Annotated in this window: 13 protein-coding genes; 10 read left to right on the top strand and 3 right to left on the bottom strand. The window is 64.8% G+C overall.

What is annotated here, in order from left to right; genetic code table 11:
• The first annotated feature begins 2 nt into the window (after window positions 1-2).
• The 5 genes from Q4543_RS03785 (at window position 3) to hflX (ending at window position 5325) form a co-directional block, all read left to right on the top strand.
• The gene (locus Q4543_RS03785; protein ID WP_303436422.1) at window positions 3-596 is read left to right on the top strand and encodes a hypothetical protein; all 594 of its coding nucleotides are present in this window, start codon (window positions 3-5) and stop codon (window positions 594-596) included.
• 165 nt (window positions 597-761) lie between these two features.
• Window positions 762-2138, top strand: coding sequence for a Trk system potassium transporter TrkA (trkA, locus tag Q4543_RS03780; protein WP_303436421.1), 1377 nt, complete (start codon window positions 762-764; stop codon window positions 2136-2138).
• Between the two features lie 3 nt (window positions 2139-2141).
• The gene (locus tag Q4543_RS03775) at window positions 2142-3656 is read left to right on the top strand and encodes a TrkH family potassium uptake protein (RefSeq protein ID WP_303436419.1); all 1515 of its coding nucleotides are present in this window, start codon (window positions 2142-2144) and stop codon (window positions 3654-3656) included.
• A 158-nt stretch (window positions 3657-3814) separates the two neighbouring features.
• On the top strand, window positions 3815-4054 hold the full coding sequence (gene hfq, locus Q4543_RS03770) for an RNA chaperone Hfq (RefSeq protein WP_076703775.1): 240 nt from the start codon (window positions 3815-3817) through the stop codon (window positions 4052-4054).
• A 17-nt stretch (window positions 4055-4071) separates the two neighbouring features.
• Window positions 4072-5325 (top strand): GTPase HflX, encoded by a 1254-nt coding sequence (gene hflX, locus Q4543_RS03765; protein ID WP_303436446.1) that lies wholly within the window; start codon window positions 4072-4074, stop codon window positions 5323-5325.
• 61 nt (window positions 5326-5386) lie between these two features.
• Here the strand turns inward: hflX and Q4543_RS03760 are convergent, their stop codons facing one another.
• Window positions 5387-6316 carry a phosphotransferase family protein gene (locus Q4543_RS03760; protein WP_303436418.1) on the bottom strand — a complete coding sequence of 310 codons (930 nt, stop codon included), beginning with the start codon at window positions 6314-6316 and terminating at the stop codon, window positions 5387-5389.
• A 32-nt stretch (window positions 6317-6348) separates the two neighbouring features.
• A complete protein-coding gene (locus tag Q4543_RS03755; protein WP_303436417.1) occupies window positions 6349-8820 on the bottom strand; it encodes a penicillin acylase family protein in 2472 nt (823 codons plus the stop codon).
• 116 nt (window positions 8821-8936) lie between these two features.
• Here Q4543_RS03755 and Q4543_RS03750 point away from each other — a divergent pair, with 116 nt between their 5' ends.
• On the top strand, window positions 8937-9809 hold the full coding sequence (locus Q4543_RS03750; protein WP_303436416.1) for an NAD(P)-dependent oxidoreductase: 873 nt from the start codon (window positions 8937-8939) through the stop codon (window positions 9807-9809).
• 170 nt (window positions 9810-9979) lie between these two features.
• On the opposite strand, the gene Q4543_RS03745 is transcribed toward Q4543_RS03750, so the two are convergent.
• The gene (locus Q4543_RS03745) at window positions 9980-10405 is read right to left on the bottom strand and encodes an OsmC family protein (RefSeq protein WP_303436415.1); all 426 of its coding nucleotides are present in this window, start codon (window positions 10403-10405) and stop codon (window positions 9980-9982) included.
• Window positions 10406-11013: 608 nt separating this feature from the next.
• On the opposite strand from Q4543_RS03745, the gene Q4543_RS03740 reads away from it, so the two are divergent.
• From Q4543_RS03740 to Q4543_RS03725, 4 genes are all read left to right on the top strand, one after another.
• Window positions 11014-13872 carry an Rne/Rng family ribonuclease gene (locus Q4543_RS03740; RefSeq protein WP_303436414.1) on the top strand — a complete coding sequence of 953 codons (2859 nt, stop codon included), beginning with the start codon at window positions 11014-11016 and terminating at the stop codon, window positions 13870-13872.
• Window positions 13873-14071: 199 nt separating this feature from the next.
• On the top strand, window positions 14072-14815 hold the full coding sequence (locus Q4543_RS03735) for a cytochrome c biogenesis CcdA family protein (RefSeq protein WP_216004810.1): 744 nt from the start codon (window positions 14072-14074) through the stop codon (window positions 14813-14815).
• 122 nt (window positions 14816-14937) lie between these two features.
• A complete protein-coding gene (locus Q4543_RS03730; protein ID WP_303436413.1) occupies window positions 14938-16161 on the top strand; it encodes a hypothetical protein in 1224 nt (407 codons plus the stop codon).
• Window positions 16158-17510, top strand: a complete 1353-nt coding sequence (locus tag Q4543_RS03725; protein WP_303436411.1) for a cytochrome P450 — start codon at window positions 16158-16160, stop codon at window positions 17508-17510. The genes Q4543_RS03730 and Q4543_RS03725 overlap by 4 nt, the downstream gene beginning before the upstream one ends.
• Window positions 17511-17572: the final 62 nt, after the last annotated feature.

The following is a 17572-nucleotide window of genomic DNA, read 5'->3' as shown; positions in this document are numbered from 1 at the left end:
CGGTGAAAGCGATTGTTGTGGCAGGCCTTGCGCTTGCCCTGAGCGGTTGCGGGCATACGCCCGCGCCGCCGCAAAAAATGCAGCTCGCAGCCAGCAAAGACAGCCTCGACGCGCAGGTGGCACAGCTCACCGAGGCGCTTCTGGCTCTTGGCCCGCAGGTCGATCCAGCCGAAGCAGCCCGCGCCGCTGACATCGCGGTCCGGCAACCCCTCGAATGGGCGCGCGCCTGGCGGGTGGAAGACTCCCCGCTTGTGCATAATTTCAAGGTGGTGAACGGGTTTCGCGACAAGGGCGTCTGTCAGGATTGGGCCGATGCCTTGGAAATCGCACTGACTGCCGCGCGCTTGCGAACACTCGATCTGCACCGCGCCATCGGCAACGGGCGCGGCATAACGCTAGAACACGCCACCGTGGTCATCACCGCAAAAGACCAGCCGTGGGAGCAAGGGCTGATCCTCGATCCCTGGCGCATCGGGCAGGGGCGCCTCTGGTGGGCACAGGTCGCAGACGATCCCAGCTACAAATGGGAAAGCCGCGAAAGCTGGCGCGCCTGGCGCAAGACGTGGCAATCCCGCAGCACCGCACCCTCCGGATAGCGCGCCGCGCCAGTCTTCATCTTGCCCCTAAACTCCGGGGAGCGCGAGGGGCTGGCCCCTCGCTGGCGCAACATCCCGACACGGCGCTGCGATGACAGGTGGGCACAGCGTTGACCCCCCGCACATCCCGTGCCATGCCGGAACACGAAGCAACGGGGACTTGGCATGAAAGTCATCATCTGCGGCGCGGGTCAGGTCGGCTGGCAGATCGCCCGCCACCTGTCCGGAGAGCGCAACGACGTCACTGTCGTCGACAGCAATCCCGATCTCGTACGCCGCGCCACCGATACGCTCGACGTGCAGGGCATCGCTGGCTTTGCCTCCTACCCGGATGTGCTTGAAAAGGCCGGGGCGCGCGATGCCGACATGATCATCGCGGCAACCTATTCCGACGAGGTCAACATGGTGACCTGTCAGGTTGCCCATTCGGTCTTTGCCATTCCGCGCAAGGTCGCGCGCCTGCGGGCGCAATCCTATCTGACGGCGATCTATTCGGATCTCTACCGGCGCGACCACATGCCTATCGACGTGGTGATCTCTCCGGAAAAAGAGGTCGCCGAGGCCGCGCAGCAGCGACTCGAGGCACCTGCCGCGTTTGATACCGAACGGTTTCTCGATGGCGGTGCGCATCTGCTTGGCCTGACCATCGAAGCCGATTGCCCGATCGTGAACACGCCGCTGCGCCAGCTCTCCGACCTGTTCTCGACCCTGCGCGCGGTGGTGGTCGGCATCCGCCGCGATGGCACGCTGTTTGCGCCCGAACCGCGCGACCAGATCTTCGCGGGCGATTCCTGTTATATCATCAGCCACAAGGACGACATTCACCGCACGCTGGAAATCTTTGGCAAGTCTCAGAAAAAACAGGAACGCGTGGTGATTATCGGCGGCGGCAACGTCGGGCTTGCCGTGGCAAGCGCGCTTGAAAAGCGCACCGACCGCATCCGCGCCAAGGTCATCGAACGCGACCGGCCCCGCGCCGAACGCGCTGCTGACGCGCTTGAGCGCACCATCGTTCTGCATGGGGATGGGCTTGACGCCGCGCTGCTGACCGAAGCCGGGATCGAGCGCGCCGATGCCGTTTTGTGCGTGACGGCAGACGACAAGACCAACATGCTGGCCGCGGTGCGCGCCAAGGCGGCGGGTTGCCCCTATGCCATTGCTCTGGTCAACGACCCGACGCTGATTCCGCTGATGGAACCGCTGGGCGTCGATGCCTTCATCAACCCGCGCGCCACCACCGTCAGCTCGATTCTGCGCCACATCCGGCACGGGCGGGTGCGGTCGGTCTATTCCATCGGCGACGCCGAGGCCGAGGTGATCGAGGCCGAGGTGCTGTCGACCTCTTCTCTGGCGGGCAAGCAGATCCGCGAGATCGACTTTCCCGAAGGCGTGCTCGTCGGCGCGGTCTGCAAGGATGACAAGGTGGTCAAGCTCACCGGTGAGCTGCGCATCGAAGATGGCGACCGGGTGGTGATCTTTGCCCTGTCCAAGGACGTGGCGCAGGTTGAAAAGCTGCTCCAGGTCTCGATCGATTTTTTCTGAGCCATGGCAGCGCTTTACAGATTGCCATTGCTGTTGCTGCTGACCGGGCTGTCCAGCGCGTCGATGATCCTGCCCGCCGCCGTGGCGCTGGCGGAACAGGAATTTCACGACGCGCGCAGTTTCTTTTACGCCGGGATCGTGGGGATGGTGCTGACTGCGCTGACCGGCATCGCTATGTCGAACCGGCGCTACAATCGCACCGCCTCGCGCCAGCTGTTTGCGCTGCTGCTGGCCTTCGTGCTGCTGCCGGCGCTGTTCGCCGTGCCCTTTCACGAAGCGGTGCGCACCACGACCTTTCTGAACGCCTTCTTCGAAATGGTGTCGAGCTTCACCACCACCGGCGCAACGCTGTTCGATCCGACGCGGCTGTCCTCGGCCGAGCATCTGTGGCGGGCGCAGGTCGGCTGGATGGGCGGGCTGCTGATGTGGGTCGCTGCCGCCGCGATCCTTGCGCCGCTGACACTGGGCGGGTTCGAGATCACCGCCCGCGGCGAGCCGGGGCAAAGCGTCGATGCTGGCGCTGCGCAGCGCGACATGTCCGACCCGGCGCAGCGGCTGATCGTCTCGGCGCGCCACCTCGTGCCGATCTACAGCGGGCTGACGCTGGCGCTGTGGATCATGCTGATGATGGCCGGAGACCCGCCATTGACCGCCATAAGTCATGCCATGTCGACGCTGTCGACCTCCGGCATTTCGCCGGTGGGCGGGCCGGTCGGGTCCAGTGCGGGTCTGGCGGGCGAAATGATTCTGTTCTGCTTCCTGTTCTTTGCACTGTCGCGGCTGACCTTTTCCAGTGACACCGGCGCTGCCTTCCGGCCCGGCCTGCGTGAAGACCCTGAATTCCGTCTTGGCATCGTCATTTCGGCGCTGGTGCCGCTGGCGCTGTTCCTGCGGCACTGGATCGCCTCGTTCGACATCGGCACCGAAAGCAACCTCACGCAAGGGCTGGGCGCGCTGTGGGGCGGGGTGTTCACCGCGCTTTCCTTCCTGTCGACCACCGGCTTTGTCAGCAAGCAATGGGTCGCGGCGCAGGGCTGGTCGGGGCTGCCGACGCCGGGGCTGATCCTGATGGGGCTTGCCATCGTCGGCGGCGGCGTTGCGACGACTGCGGGCGGGGTCAAGCTGCTGCGGATCTATGCGCTGTATCTGGCCGGAAAGCGCGAACTGGAACGTCTGGTGCACCCGCATTCCATCGGGCGAAACGGCGCGCTGGCCCGCCGGATGCGGCGGCAGGGCGCGTTCATCGCATGGGTGTTCTTCATGCTCTTTGCCATGTCCGTCGCGGTGTTTTCGCTGATCTTTTCGATCTTCAACATCGATTTCGAAAACGCCATGGTGCTGACCATCGCCGGTCTGACCAATTGCGGCCCGCTCATCCCCTTTGCCGCTGAAGTGCCGGTAAACCTTGCGCAACTCAACGACGGGGCCAAGCTGGTACTGGGCGGCGTGATGGTTCTGGGGCGGCTGGAACTGATGGCGATCATCGTCTTGCTGACGCCGGATCTCTGGCGCGACTGAATCTCGTTGCCTCGTGGTTGGGCGCAGGATGAAAGATGGTGCCGCATCGCGCAGTCACCGTTTGTTTTTGCACTGGAAGTTCCCACTCGCACGCGACATACTCGCCCGTACGAGGGATGGAAGCTCCGCCACAAGGGGCAGAAAAAAAAGGCAATTTAATGGCTTCGGATAGGCAAAACCTGCAGGACGCGTTTCTGAATCACGTCCGCAAGACCAAGGTTCCAGTGACTGTGTTTCTGATTAACGGTGTCAAGCTGCAGGGAGTCATCACCTGGTTCGACAACTTCTGTGTGCTTCTGCGCCGTGATGGCCAGTCGCAGCTGGTCTACAAGCACGCGATTTCAACGATCATGCCGTCGCAGCCGATCAACCTTTATGACGGCGACGGCAGCGATTGAAAGAGCACGACACGCATGTGACCCGCGCCTGGGTTCTGCATCCCGATATTCGCTACGACCGTGACCGGCGTGACGCCGACATGGCGCTTGAAGAAGCCGTTGCTCTGGCCGGTGCGCTTCCCAATCTCGAGGTCGTGGGCTCGACCGTCGTGCCGCTGCGCGACCCGCATCCGGGGATGCTGTTCGGCTCGGGCAAGGTCGAGGAACTGCGCGGCCTGATCGAAGCGGCAGAGGTAGAGCTGGTGCTGGTCGATGGCCCGGTGTCGCCGGTGCAGCAGCGCAATCTTGAAAAGCAGTGGAAGGTCAAGCTTCTGGACCGCACCGGGCTGATCCTCGAGATCTTTTCCGATCGTGCGGCCACCCGCGAAGGCGTGCTTCAAGTCGAAATGGCGGCGCTGAGCTATCAGCGCACCCGGCTGGTGCGGGCCTGGACCCACCTTGAACGTCAGCGCGGCGGGCTTGGCTTTGTCGGCGGCCCCGGGGAAACCCAGATCGAGGCAGACCGGCGCGCCATTGACGAGCAGCTCGTGCGCTTGCGTCGCCAGCTCGAACGGGTGGTGAAAACCCGCGAGCTGCACCGCAAGGCCCGCGCCAAGGTACCTTATCCGATCGTTGCGCTGGTGGGCTATACCAACGCTGGCAAGTCGACGCTGTTCAACCGGCTTACCGGGGCCGAGGTGCTGGCCAAGGACATGCTGTTCGCCACGCTCGATCCGACCATGCGGGCGGTGCGCCTGCCGACGGGCATCGACATCATCCTGTCCGACACCGTCGGGTTCATCTCGGATCTGCCGACCGAGCTGGTCGCCGCCTTCCGCGCCACGCTCGAAGAGGTGCTGGCCGCCGACATCATCCTGCATGTGCGCGACATTTCGCATCCCAACAGCGCCGAACAGGCGCGCGATGTCGATCAGATCCTGTCCTCGCTTGGCGTGCCCGAAGATGTGCCGCTGCTTGAGGTCTGGAACAAGACCGACCGTCTCGACCCCGAGGCGCGGGACGCGATGATGCTGCGGGCCGAGCGCGACGAGGGCATCTTTGCCACCTCGGCGATCACCGGAGACGGGCTGGACATGCTGCTGCGCTCGGTCACCGACCGGTTGCAGGGCGAGAGCATCGACGAAGAACTGCGGCTTGGCTTTGACGATGGCAAGCGCCGGGCGTGGCTGTTCGAAAAGGGCGTGGTGCAATCCGAGACACAGGATGACGACGGCTACATGCTGCAACTGCGCTGGAGCGCCAAGGACCGCGCCCAGTTCGAAACGCTCTGAGACGCTACAGTATCGGGCAGGCGCTGGTTGAGACGAGCGTCCTGCCCGATACCGCAGAGCGTCAAGCGCGGCCCGGCACGAACAGCGGCACCCTCAGCTCGGCCACCTGCCGAGCGGCGACAAAGCGCGCAACGTGGTGCTGCGACGGGCGCGCCGGCGTCGCCGCCCAGATCCCAAGCGCAACCATGCGCTGAATAAAGATCATTACGGCGGGCTCTGCCATCAGCGCACCATAGCCGCGCGCCAGCGCCGCGCCGGGAATATGGGCGTATTGCTCGGGGTCGCTGCGCGCCATGGCGTCGATCAGCAGCCAGACCAGATCGCGCAATGGCTCGTCGGCGCGGGTGTTCTCGAAATCAAGCCCGACAAGCCCGCCCGGCGCAGCCAGCAGGTTCGACAGGTGCATGTCTCGGTGCAGTATGGCGCGCTGCGAAGGCCGCCCGCGCACCAGCGGGAAAAAGCTCTCCAATTCGGCCACGTGGCGTTCGAAGATGGGGAATTCGGGGATCTCGCGTAGCCCGCTGCGGTGGCTTTCGACCAGCTTTGCCAGCCAGTCCAGCGGCCCGCGCGGGCGGAAGGGATGCGCCGCCATGCTAAGCCCGTGAAACCTCGACAACCAGCGGCCCGCCTGTTCAAGACGCATCAGCCGGGCGGCAGGCGCCAATCTGGGCCACAGCGCCGCCAGGGTCGGCCCGTCGATATAGCGCATGCCCAGAACCCGCAGCGCATCGTCAAAGAACAACACCTCGGGGGCGATGCCGGGCAACGCCTTGGTCACGCTTTGCTGACGGGCAAACTGCGCTTGCGCCTTGTCGCTGGCACCTGGCGCATAGACCTTGACCACCAGCAGCCTGTCCGGGCTGGCGGCGCACAGAACATGCGCCGCCGCGCCCGGGTCGGGTTTGAGACTGCCCAGCCCGAACGCTTCGCCGGGCCACTGCCGCGCTAGCGCCCGCCGGACGATCTGGCGGGCAGCGGTAAGATCAAACATATCCACATCGGTCCCGATCATATGCCGGATGCTCAGGGCTGGGGGGGCACAAGATGGGTCACGCCGATCGATGCGGCGCGGGCGAGGTCTTCGTCCAGCGACATCGGAATGTATTCTCCGCGCCGCCACAGCGTGCCCAGATTGTCGTAATGCCGCGACAGGAAGTGCCCCGACTGCCCGGTCGAGGAGATGTACACCGACGAATCCGGGTCGTTGAAATCGTAGACCCCGCGATAGGTCGCCGCATGAACGTTGAGAAACGGCTCTGGGTCCTTGCCAGAGCTGACGCCGCGCTGAAGGGTGAAATCGCCGCCCGAGGTATTCTGCCGGATGTTGACGAAGGCCCGCAGAATCGGCACGTCGCCCAGCACGCTGTGGCGATGGACCGCCTGATGCGCATCGCCCCAGCGCAGCGATTCCAGCGCGTTGCCGTAATGCTCGCCGATCCACACCAGCGCATCGTCCAGCGACAGGCGGGCGATGTCGGTGCAGCTTTCCACCGCGACAGAGCGGATCACGTCGCACCATGCACCGGCCCCGTCGACATCGCGAAACACCCGTTCGATGAACAATGGCTCGACATGGTCGAACTCGTCGGCCAGCGGGCCCAGCTCGTCGCGGATCAGCCGATCCTGCAAGGCGCGCAGCCAAGCGGCATAGATCAGCGGTTCGGGCAGATGCTCGCTCATCTCGCCGTTCCAGTTGGCAAGCAGATCCAGCGCCCGCTCGCGCTGGCGGGCGGGGGTGCCCTCGGCCGAGGCCTCACCGGTGTACCACAGATCGCGCCCGATCAGCGGCAGCAGGGTGCGCGCCGCCGGCGACACGGTATCAAGCTGCGCTTCGATAAAACTGTCGCGGGTGTGCACCTGCCGCCCCTGCATCATCTGTGTCCAGCGGGTGACGCGCTGGCTGTCACCCCAGTCAAAGCTGACATGCTCGGGGAACGGCCGATCGAGGATCTTGTTGTTGGTGTTGCCGATGATGCCGCCTTCGGGGTCGATCCATTCGGGATTGTCCTCGGGCGGGAAAACGCCCTGCCAGCGGTTGGTTTCGATCCAGCCGGGCGAGGGCAGGCGCCCCTGAGCCTGCATCGCCGCATCGCGCCGTGGCATCGCGCCGACCAGCTTCATGCCGATATGGCGCTCGTCGATCACCGTCAGCATCTGCGAGGGTGCCACGTAAAGCTTGCTGGCCTGCATCGCCGCGTCGACGTCCTGCGCCCCCATCAGCGCCAGCGCCGCGCTAAGAGATGTGTCCTGATCCGACAGCGCCGTCCAGCTCAGGGTCATCACATGCCCGGCGGGGGTGATCGCGTCGATGCCAAAGCGCGCCATCGGCAGCACCGGGCCGTTTTCGGTCCAGCGCAGGGTGACGGTGACGGGCGTGCTGCCCTTGATCTCGATGATCGAACGCCGCGTGGTGAAGCGGGCCCAGCCGTCCGGGGTGCGGTATTGCTGCGGATCATCGGGGTTCAGCTCTTCGATATGCAGGTCCTGATCGTCGAGGTAGGATGAGGTGATCCCCCATGCCAGTTTTGGCGAGCGCCCCAGCAACACCGTCGGAATGCCCGGAATGGTGCCGCCGATGACCCCGCCGCTTTGCAGTTGCAGCCGTGCAAGGTACCATGTCGACGGCGCCGTCAGGCCAAGATGCGGATCATTCGCCAGTAGCGTGCCGCCCCCGGCGGAGCGGGCAGGCGCCGCCGCCCAGACATTCGACGCCCCCGCCAGCCCGCGCCGCGGCACCGGCGACAGCGGATCGTCCGGCTCGGACGTCGCGGCGTAGCGCGGAAACTGCGCATCCGGCAGCAGGCTGGCATAGGCGGGCAGGGCGGCGGTGCCCTCGCCGGGAATATCGGGCAGGATGTCGGCCAGCCGCGCCGGATCGGGCAACAGCAGCGAGCTGCGCGCGCGCAGGATCTCGTCGCGGAACTGGCCCGACAGTTGCAGCGCCATCAGCTTGACCAGCGCGATGCTGTCAGCGGGCTGCCATGGCGCGATGGGCGCGTCGAAAACAAAGAACTCCGGCGCGCCGCGGCCAAGGCTTTGGTCATTGATCTCGGCGATACGGGCGTTGACGCCCTTGGCATAAGCCTTCAGCGCCGCCAGAGCTTCGGGGGTCTGCGCTGCGACCGACCGGGTGGCCAGCGTGTAAAGATCAAGCCGGCGCATCAGGATGTCGGTATCAAGCGTGCGCTGCCCGAACAGCTCGGACAAGCGCCCCTGCACGGTGCGCCGCATCAGCACCATCTGCCACAGACGGTCCTGCGCATGGGCATACCCGAGGCCGAAATAGGCATCTGCATCGCTGCTGGCAAAAATATGCGGCACGGCGGAATTGTCGCGCACGATCTCGACGCTGCTGGCGATGCCGTTTACCGCCAGCGTCTTGTCATACTCGGGCAATGAGCGCGCGGCGAGGTAATAGACCAGCAGCACAGCCACCACAGTGACAAAGATCGCCATGCTGGCCAGCCGCAGCAGCCATCGAAAGAGTGTCGCCATCGGGTGCCCCGCAAATCTGGCCCTGAGAGACTGGCTTATCGTCTCCCCGCCCCCTTGCCAAGAGCGCGGCCAGCGGCGTAGGTCACAGATGACAACGATAACGGGAGCTTGAACCAATGGCGAAATGCGCCTTTCTGGGCCTCGGGGTGATGGGATACCCGATGGCCGGCCACCTGGCCCGCGCCGGGCACGAGGTCACCGTCTACAACCGAACCGTCTCCAAAGCCGAAAAATGGGCCACCGAACATGGCGGAGCCGCCGCACCGACCCCGCGCGAGGCGGCGATGGGCGCCGATTTCGTGATGGCCTGCGTCGGCAATGACGATGATCTGCGCAGCGTCTGCCTTGGTGGAGACGGCGCTTTCGCGGGCATGGCGGCCGGGGCGATCTTCGTCGATCACACCACCGTCAGCCCGATGGTGACGCGCGAGCTTCAGGCGATCGCAGCAGAGCAGGGCAAGGGGTTCGTCGATGCGCCCGTCTCCGGCGGACAGGCCGGTGCCGAAAACGGCCAGCTGGTGGTGATGTGCGGCGGCGAGCAGGCGCAATACGATGCCGCCGAGCCGGTGATCGACGCCTATTCCAAGCTCTGCCGCCGCATCGGCGACAGCGGCGCGGGGCAGGTGGCCAAAAGCGTCAACCAGATCTGTATCGCCGGGCTGGTGCAGGGCCTCTCCGAAGGGCTGGCCTTTGCCGAAAAGGCCGGGATCGACGCGCGCAAGGTGGTCGAGGTGATCGGCGGCGGGGCGGCAGGCTCGTGGCAGATGGTCAACCGTTACGAAACCATGCTCGACGACAAGTTCGAACATGGGTTCGCGGTCGACTGGATGCGCAAGGACCTCGCGATCTGCCTCGCCACCGCCGAGGAAAACGGCGCCTCGCTGCCGGTCACGGCCCTTGTCGATCAGTTCTACAAGGATGTGCAGAACATGGGCGGCGGGCGCTGGGACACGTCGAGCCTGGTCAAGCGGCTCAAAAGCTTCGGCTGACAGGCTCTCGACACCGTCGGCCCGACGCGCTGCGCCCCGTCTTCATCTTGCCCGGTAAACTCCGGGGGGGCGCGAAGCGCGGGGGGCTGGCCCCCCTCCAACCTCAGCAACAAAGCGGCGCCCGATCATCGGACGCCGCCTTTATGATTAACCAAAGAAACAGCCATGTCTCAAACCAGCGTGGCCTCCATGGTGATCTCGGCGTTCAGCAGCTTCGAGATCGGACAGTTCGCCTTGGCGGTGTTCGCCGCCTCTGCAAACTCGGCCTCTGACGCGTTCGGCACCTTGGCCGTCACCACGAGATGGCTCTTGGTCACCGCGAAGCCGCCGTCCTGCTTTTCAAGCGACACAGTTGCCTCGGTCGAGATGTCATCGGCGGTGAAGCCCGCCTCGCCCAGAACCATGCTCAGCGCCATGGAAAAGCAGCTGGCATGGGCGGCAGCGATCAGCTCTTCGGGGTTGCTGCCGGGCGCGCCTTCGAACCGCTTGTTGAAGCCGTAGTTGACAGCATCAAGCACGCCGGATTCCGTCGAAATCGTGCCGGTCCCGTCCTTGAGGCCGCCTTGCCAGTTCGCCGATCCCTTCTTGCGGATCATGTCTTGCTCCTTTTCCCTGATCATCCACGCCATGCGGCGCGTGTTGTGTTTAACGCGCCAGGGCGCCGTGCGGTTGCATCGCCATTTGCCTTGGTCGGGATTAACTGCGGGCCGTGGCGCGCCCCTGACCAACTGGCAGGCCGTCTTCGCCAAGCTGCGCTGCCCGCTGCGGTGAATTTTCCCGCCAAAACCGCCCTGCGCAGCCGACATAGCGCCGTCACATTGGATATTGTCTTTTCCACAGCACTTCCCTTATGCTTTAGCTGAGGTGGTCGCACTGCGACCGCCCAATGAGTTTCGCTGCGCCGCCGCATCCCCTACCGGGAAGCCGTCGCAGACCGATCGGGCCGCAAGGTCACACGAAGACTGCCCGAACCGCTCAGGCGGAGGGCCTCAAACAGGCGCAGGCGGATACCCCGTGACGGGGATACGGACATGCGTCGGAGAAGAAACGCGATGAAGCGTGCGACGAACATCAGGCACTCGGGCGAAGACGGATCGTCTTCCCGTGCCTGCGCGCCGCAACTCGCCCAGACAAGCCACGCCGCAACACCTTTGAAACCGCCTCCGGGCGGGTCACGGGCGCATGCGCCGTGCAGACGGATACCATGCCCAAGAAAATGCTTATCGACGCCACCCACGCGGAGGAAACCCGCGTCGTGGTGGTCGACGGAAACAAGGTCGAGGAATTCGATTTCGAATCCGAGAACAAACGGCAACTCGCCGGAAATATCTATCTCGCCAAGGTCACGCGGGTAGAGCCCTCGCTTCAGGCGGCGTTTGTCGATTACGGTGGCAATCGTCACGGTTTTCTGGCGTTCTCGGAAATTCACCCCGATTACTACCAGATCCCGGTCGCCGATCGTCAGGCGCTGATGGAAGAAGAGGCCGCCTTTGCCGCCGAGGCGGAAGAGGAAGAAGACGACAAGCCCAAGCGCAGCTCTCGCTCGCGCCGTTCGCGCTCGCGCACCAAGGCTGAAAAGACCAAGACCGAAGACAAGACCACCGGCGCCGAGGTCTCCGAGATCTCGGGCATGGAAACCATCGACCTTGGCGATGACACCGAAGCCGCTGACGACGCACAGGCCACCCCTGCGGGCGAGCCCGCCGCTGACGCCGAGACGGCTGTGACGCCAGCACCGGTTCCGGATGCGACCCCGGAAGACGAGGCATCGCAAGACGAGGCCCCGGCCAGCTATTCGTCCGATGACGAGCAGAATGACGATGGCGACGACGAGCCGGATCAGGACAATGGCGATGACAGCATCGAATCCGTCGCCGACGATGACACCGAGGAAGACATCCGCCCGGTGCGCAAGCCCCGTGCGCGCAAGTACAAGATTCAGGAAGTCGTCAAGGTTCGCCAGATCATGCTGGTGCAGGTGGTCAAGGAAGAGCGTGGCAACAAGGGCGCCGCGCTGACCACCTACCTGTCGCTTGCCGGGCGCTACTGCGTGCTGATGCCCAACACCGCCCGTGGTGGCGGCATCTCGCGCAAGATCACCAACGCCGCCGACCGCTCCAAGCTCAAGCAGATCGCGCAGGAAATCGACGTGCCCAAGGGCGCGGGGCTGATCATCCGGACCGCTGGCGCCAAGCGCACCAAGACCGAGATCAAGCGCGATTACGAATACCTGCAGCGCCTGTGGGAACAGATCCGCGAACTGACGCTGAAGTCCATCGCGCCCGCCAAGATCTACGAGGAAGGCGACCTGATCAAGCGGTCGATCCGCGACCTCTATAACCGCGACATCGACGAGGTGCATGTCGAAGGCGAAAAGGGCTACCGGATCGCCAAGGACTTCATGAAGATGATCATGCCGTCCCACGCCAAGAACGTGAAGCATTACGCTGAATCGATGCCGCTGTTTGCACGCTATCAGGTGGAAAGCTACCTGTCGTCGATGTTCAACCCGACGGTGCAGCTGAAATCCGGCGGCTATATCGTGATCGGTGTGACCGAGGCGCTGGTGGCGATCGACGTGAACTCGGGCCGCGCCACCAAGGAAGGCTCGATCGAGGAAACTGCGCTCAAGACCAACCTCGAAGCCGCCGAAGAGGTGGCACGCCAGCTGCGTCTGCGTGACCTTGCCGGGCTGATCGTGATCGATTTCATCGACATGGAAGAGCGCAAGAACAACGCCGCCGTCGAGAAAAAGATCAAGGACAAGCTCAAGACCGACCGCGCCCGCATTCAGGTTGGCCGGATCTCGGGCTTTGGCCTGATGGAAATGTCGCGTCAGCGTCTGCGCCCCGGCATGATCGAGGCGACGACCCAGCCGTGCCCGGCCTGCCACGGCACCGGCCTGATCCGCTCCGATGACAATATGGCGCTGAACATCCTGCGCCAGATCGAAGAGGAAGGCACCCGCCGCCGTTCGCGCGAAGTTCTGGTCAAGGTGCCGGTCAGCATCGCCAACTACCTGATGAACCAGAAGCGCGAGCATGTCGCCATGATCGAGGCGCGCTATGGCATGTCCGTGCGCATCGAGGGCGATCTGCATCTCGTCTCGCCGGACTTCACCATGGAGAAGTTCAAGACCGCGACGCGCTCTGTGCCCGAAGTGGTCGTGCCGGTGGTTTCTGTCGACACCACGCTGATGGACGAGATCGACGAAGATCTCGATGTCGCCGAAGAGGAGACCGAGGTCGAGGCCGAGACCGAAGCCCAGACGCAGGAGGCCAGCGCCCCCGAAGCCGAAGGCGAGGACGAAACCAAGCCCAAGAAGCGCCGTCGCCGGCGTCGGCGGTCGCGCTCGAAGGACAAGGATGACACGTCCGATGGCGATCGCGCTGACTCCGACGGCGCCGGCTCTGATGATGCGCCTGAAGCCGTCGAAACACCCGCCGAAGTGGTCGCAGCCTCGGTTGAGGTGGTGACAGAGGAAGCGCCTGCCGAAACCCCGGAACCGACCGAGGAAAGCAAGCCCAAGCGGACCCGTAGCCGCCGGACCCGGACGCGCAAGCCGAAGGCCGACGAGGCCGAAGCGGCGCCCGCGCCAGAGGCCGCGCCCGCAGCTGAACCGGCTGGCGAAAGCGCACAGGCCGAGCCTGTCGCAGAGGCTGCGCCGGAGCCCGTCGTCCCGGCTCAGGAGCCGGTGATCGAGGAAGCTCCCGCCCCGGCGCCCACTCCGGTCGTCGAAGATGCGCCAGTGGAACAGCCCGCCGAGCCGGTCGCCGAAGCATCGCCGCAGCCCGAGGCGGCTCCCGCCCCCGAGGTTGCGCAGGCCTCTGAAAGCGTCGCGCCTGTAGAGCAAGAGGTCGCAGCTGCGCCTCAAGCCGAAGAGCCTGCTCCGGTGGCCGAACAGCCCGCGCCGCAGGCCGAACAGCCCGCACCGCAGGTTGAAGACGCGCCCGCCGAAACGCCGCAGCCCGAAGCGCCCCCCGTCGCTGAAACGGTCGATGCGGGTGGTGCCGAGGATGATGGCAAGCCCAAGCGCCGCGGCTGGTGGTCGATGGGCAACTGACCCCGGTCCTGGTACCGAGAAAACGCAAACGCCCCGGAGAGCATCCGGGGCGTTTTGCATTTCAAACCAGTGCATAAAGCCACATCCCTGATCGCAAAACCGTGGCACTACAGATGAAACCCCATGCAATCGTTGCGCTCCACGCGCTTGTGACAGCCCGCCGCGTGACGAAGGCGGCCCGATCTTCTAGGAAAGCACCATGTTCGGAATCGATCTTATAGATGCCAGCCTTCTGCCGGCGATGATGGTGGCGCTTGCCGCTGGGGTGATCTCTTTTCTCAGCCCTTGCGTGCTGCCCGTGGTGCCACCCTATCTGGCCTATATGAGCGGCATCTCGATGGCCGAGGTGCAGGGGCGGTCCGGCAAGGTGTTGCTTCCGGCACTGTTCTTCGTAATGGGTCTGTCGACGGTGTTCCTGTTGCTGGGCTTTGCCGCCTCGGCGCTTGGACTGGCGCTGCTGCAATACCAGCAGGCGCTGAATACGGCGGCTGGCATCGTCGTAATGATCTTTGGCGCGCATTTTGTTGGGGTGTATCGCATCGGCTTTCTCGACCGCGAGGCGCGACTTGATGTCGGTGATCGGGGCGGGTCTGCCTTTGGCGCCTATCTGCTGGGGCTGGCCTTTGCCTTTGGCTGGACGCCCTGCATCGGCCCGCAGCTGGGGGCGATCCTGACGCTGGCGGCCTCCGAAGCCTCGGTGGCGCGGGGCACCTTGCTGCTGGGCGTCTATGCGGCGGGGCTCGGCATTCCGTTTCTGCTGGTCGCGGCCTTCCTTGGCAAACTCGGCGGCGTCATGTCGTGGATGAAACGCCACATGGAGCGGATCGAGCGCCTGATGGGCCTGTTGCTCTGGACCATCGGCTTGCTGATGCTGACGGGGGGCTTTTCGGCGTTTTCCTTCTGGCTACTCGAGACCTTTCCGGGCCTCGCCACGCTGGGCTGACGCCGGTGTGGGCGCGAATCCGCGCCCTGTTGCACATTTGACCATCGCTGCGCCGCGCTCTTGCCCAAGTGATCCATCACGGTCAGGGTGGCACAAGAGGCAGCAACAGGGACGGAGCGTTGATGAGCGGGCAGGAGGTGCGGCGCAGGCGGGTGTTCTACATCCCCGGCTATGATCCGATTCATCCGCGCCGCTACCGCGAGCTTTACCGCAAGGAGGGCACGGCGCAGGCCGCCATCAGCGGATACGATATCGCGCTGTCGCCAAAAGCGGGCGGCGGGCCTTATGGCTGGCACGTGGTCAGCACGCAGGATGGCGCGCGGGTTCAGACCGATATCGAGGTGCTGGTCTGGTCCGACATCGTGCGCGCCAGCATGTCGACCAGCATCTCCGCGACCTATCTGCAACTGCTGCGCACCGCTTGGGAATACATCGCGACCGGGGCGCTGCGCCGTCTGATGCGGCTGCGCAAGGGGCCGGTGATCGCGGCGCTTTACCCGGTCGGGGCGCTGTTGTTGCAACTTCTGCTCGCGCTGTTGGCTGGCTGGGCCGTCCTGAAAATTGTGGCTCTGCTGGCGCCGTGGATCGGTGTCGTGGCCACGCTGCTTGGCGCCGTTGCGGGCGCGGCTGTGGCCGTGCTGATCCTGCGCTGGTTCAAGGCGAAGGACGGCAAGCTGTTCGCCTATTATCTGATGCATGATTACGCCTATTCGGCGCAGCACAAGGGCGCCAATCCCCCTGAGCTTGAAGCCCGCATGGCGGAGTTCGGGCAGATCATCGCGGCGGCGCTGCGCGAGGATGTCGACGAGGTGCTGGTGGTCGGTCACAGCTCTGGCGCGCATCTGGCGGTGTCGATCCTTGCGGATCTTGCCCGCGCCGGGCCCCTGCCTGCGCAGGGGCCGCAGCTGGCGTTTCTCAGCCTCGGGCAGGTGGTGCCGATGGTGTCGTTCCTGCGCGGCGCATGGCGGCTGCGCGCCGATCTGGCCGATCTGTCGATGCGCCCGGAGATCGCATGGATCGACGTCACCGCGCCCGGCGACGGCTGCGCCTTTGCGCTGTGCGATCCGGTGGCGGTCAGCGGCGTCGCCCCCGAAAGCAAGCTCTGGCCGCTGGTATTCTCGGCGCAATTTACCAGATCGCTCAGCCCGGCGCGGTGGGCTGAATTGCGCTGGCGGTTCTTCCGGCTGCATTTTCAGTATCTGTGTGCCTTCGATCAGCCGCTGGATTACGATTATTTCCGCATCACCGCCGGCCCGCTGACCTTGCGCAGCCGCTACGCGGGTCGCCCCCCTTCGGCCAGCCGCATCGAGCTGCCCGCCAGCAAATTCACCAGCACCGCGCCATGATCCCGCCCAAGCCACCCTCACGGCCCGACAAGGTTTCGCTGCTGCGCTATCTGCGACTGTTTCGCCAAGATATCCTGTCGGCGCAGCCGGCGCGGCTTTACCGGGCGTGGATGGCCGAATTCCGCACGCCATTCTTTCGCAGCTACCTGATCAACCAGCCCGATCTGGTGAAGACCGTGCTGAAGGAAAGCCCGATGGCGTTTCCCAAGTCGGGGCGCATCGCCGAAGGGCTGCGCCCGCTGCTGGGCGAGTCGGTGTTTCTGACCAATGGCGCAAAATGGCTCAGGCAGCGGCGCATCATCGATCCGGCCTTCGAGGGCGGGCGCCTGCGCGAGACCTTTCCCGCCATGTGGCAGGCCAGTCAGGCGGCCCGCGCCCGGCTGCGCAGCCGCGCGGGCGACACGGTCGAGATCGAGGAACAGACCAGCCACGCCGCCGCCGACATCATTTTTCGTACGCTGTTCTCGATCCCTATCGAAGACGATCTTGCCAGCCGGGTGTTTCACGAATTCCGGGCCTATCAGCGCAGCCAGCCGATCGTGAACCTTGCCGCCTTCCTGCCGCTGCCGCGGTTTGTGCCGCGGTTTCACCGGGCCGACACCAAAGCCTCGGCGCGGCGCATCCGGGCGCTGATCACCGAACTGACCGAAGCGCGCCAGCGCGAGATCGCGTCGGGCACCGCCCCCGACGATCTGGCCACCAAGATCATGACCACCCGCGATCCCGTGACGGGCGAGACCTTCACGACCGATGAAATGGTCGATCAGGTGGCGATCTTCTTTCTGGCGGGGCATGAAACCAGCGCCTCAGCGCTGGCATGGGCGCTGTATCTGCTGGCAACCCACCCCGAGTGGCAGGACAAGGTCGCCGCCGAAGCCCAGCGTCTGTGCGAGAGCGCCGATTTCGCCGACATGGCCAAGCTGCGCATCACCCGCGACGTGTTCCGCGAGACGCTGCGGCTTTACCCGCCGGTGCCGATGATGGTGCGCGAGACGTGCGGCGGGCAGCAGTTTCGCGGGCGCAAGCTGCCCAAGGGCGCGCAGGTGGTGCTGAGCCCATGGCACCAGCACCGGCACGAGCGGCTCTGGGAGCGCCCCGATGAATTCGATCCGGCCCGCTGGGGCAGCGAAAACGGCAAGCAATGCGCGCGCGACGCCTATATGCCGTTTTCCGCCGGGCCGCGCGTGTGCCCCGGTGCGGGTTTTGCCATGGTCGAGGGCCCGCTCTTGCTGGCGCTTCTGATGCGCGATCTGCGCTTTTCACCCGTCTCGAATCGGGTGCCAGAACCGGTCGCTTTTCTGACCGTGCGCGCCCGTTCGGGCATTCATCTGAAAGTCGCGCTCCGTTAGCGTTAAACTTGATCTGGATGCTATCCATCCGTTTGCACTTGGTCTAAGCCTTCCCGAGACAA

The sequence above is a fragment of the Salipiger sp. 1_MG-2023 genome, from assembly GCF_030547555.1.
GTDB lineage: Bacteria > Pseudomonadota > Alphaproteobacteria > Rhodobacterales > Rhodobacteraceae > Salipiger.
This window is presented reverse-complemented; position numbering and strand designations above follow the sequence as displayed.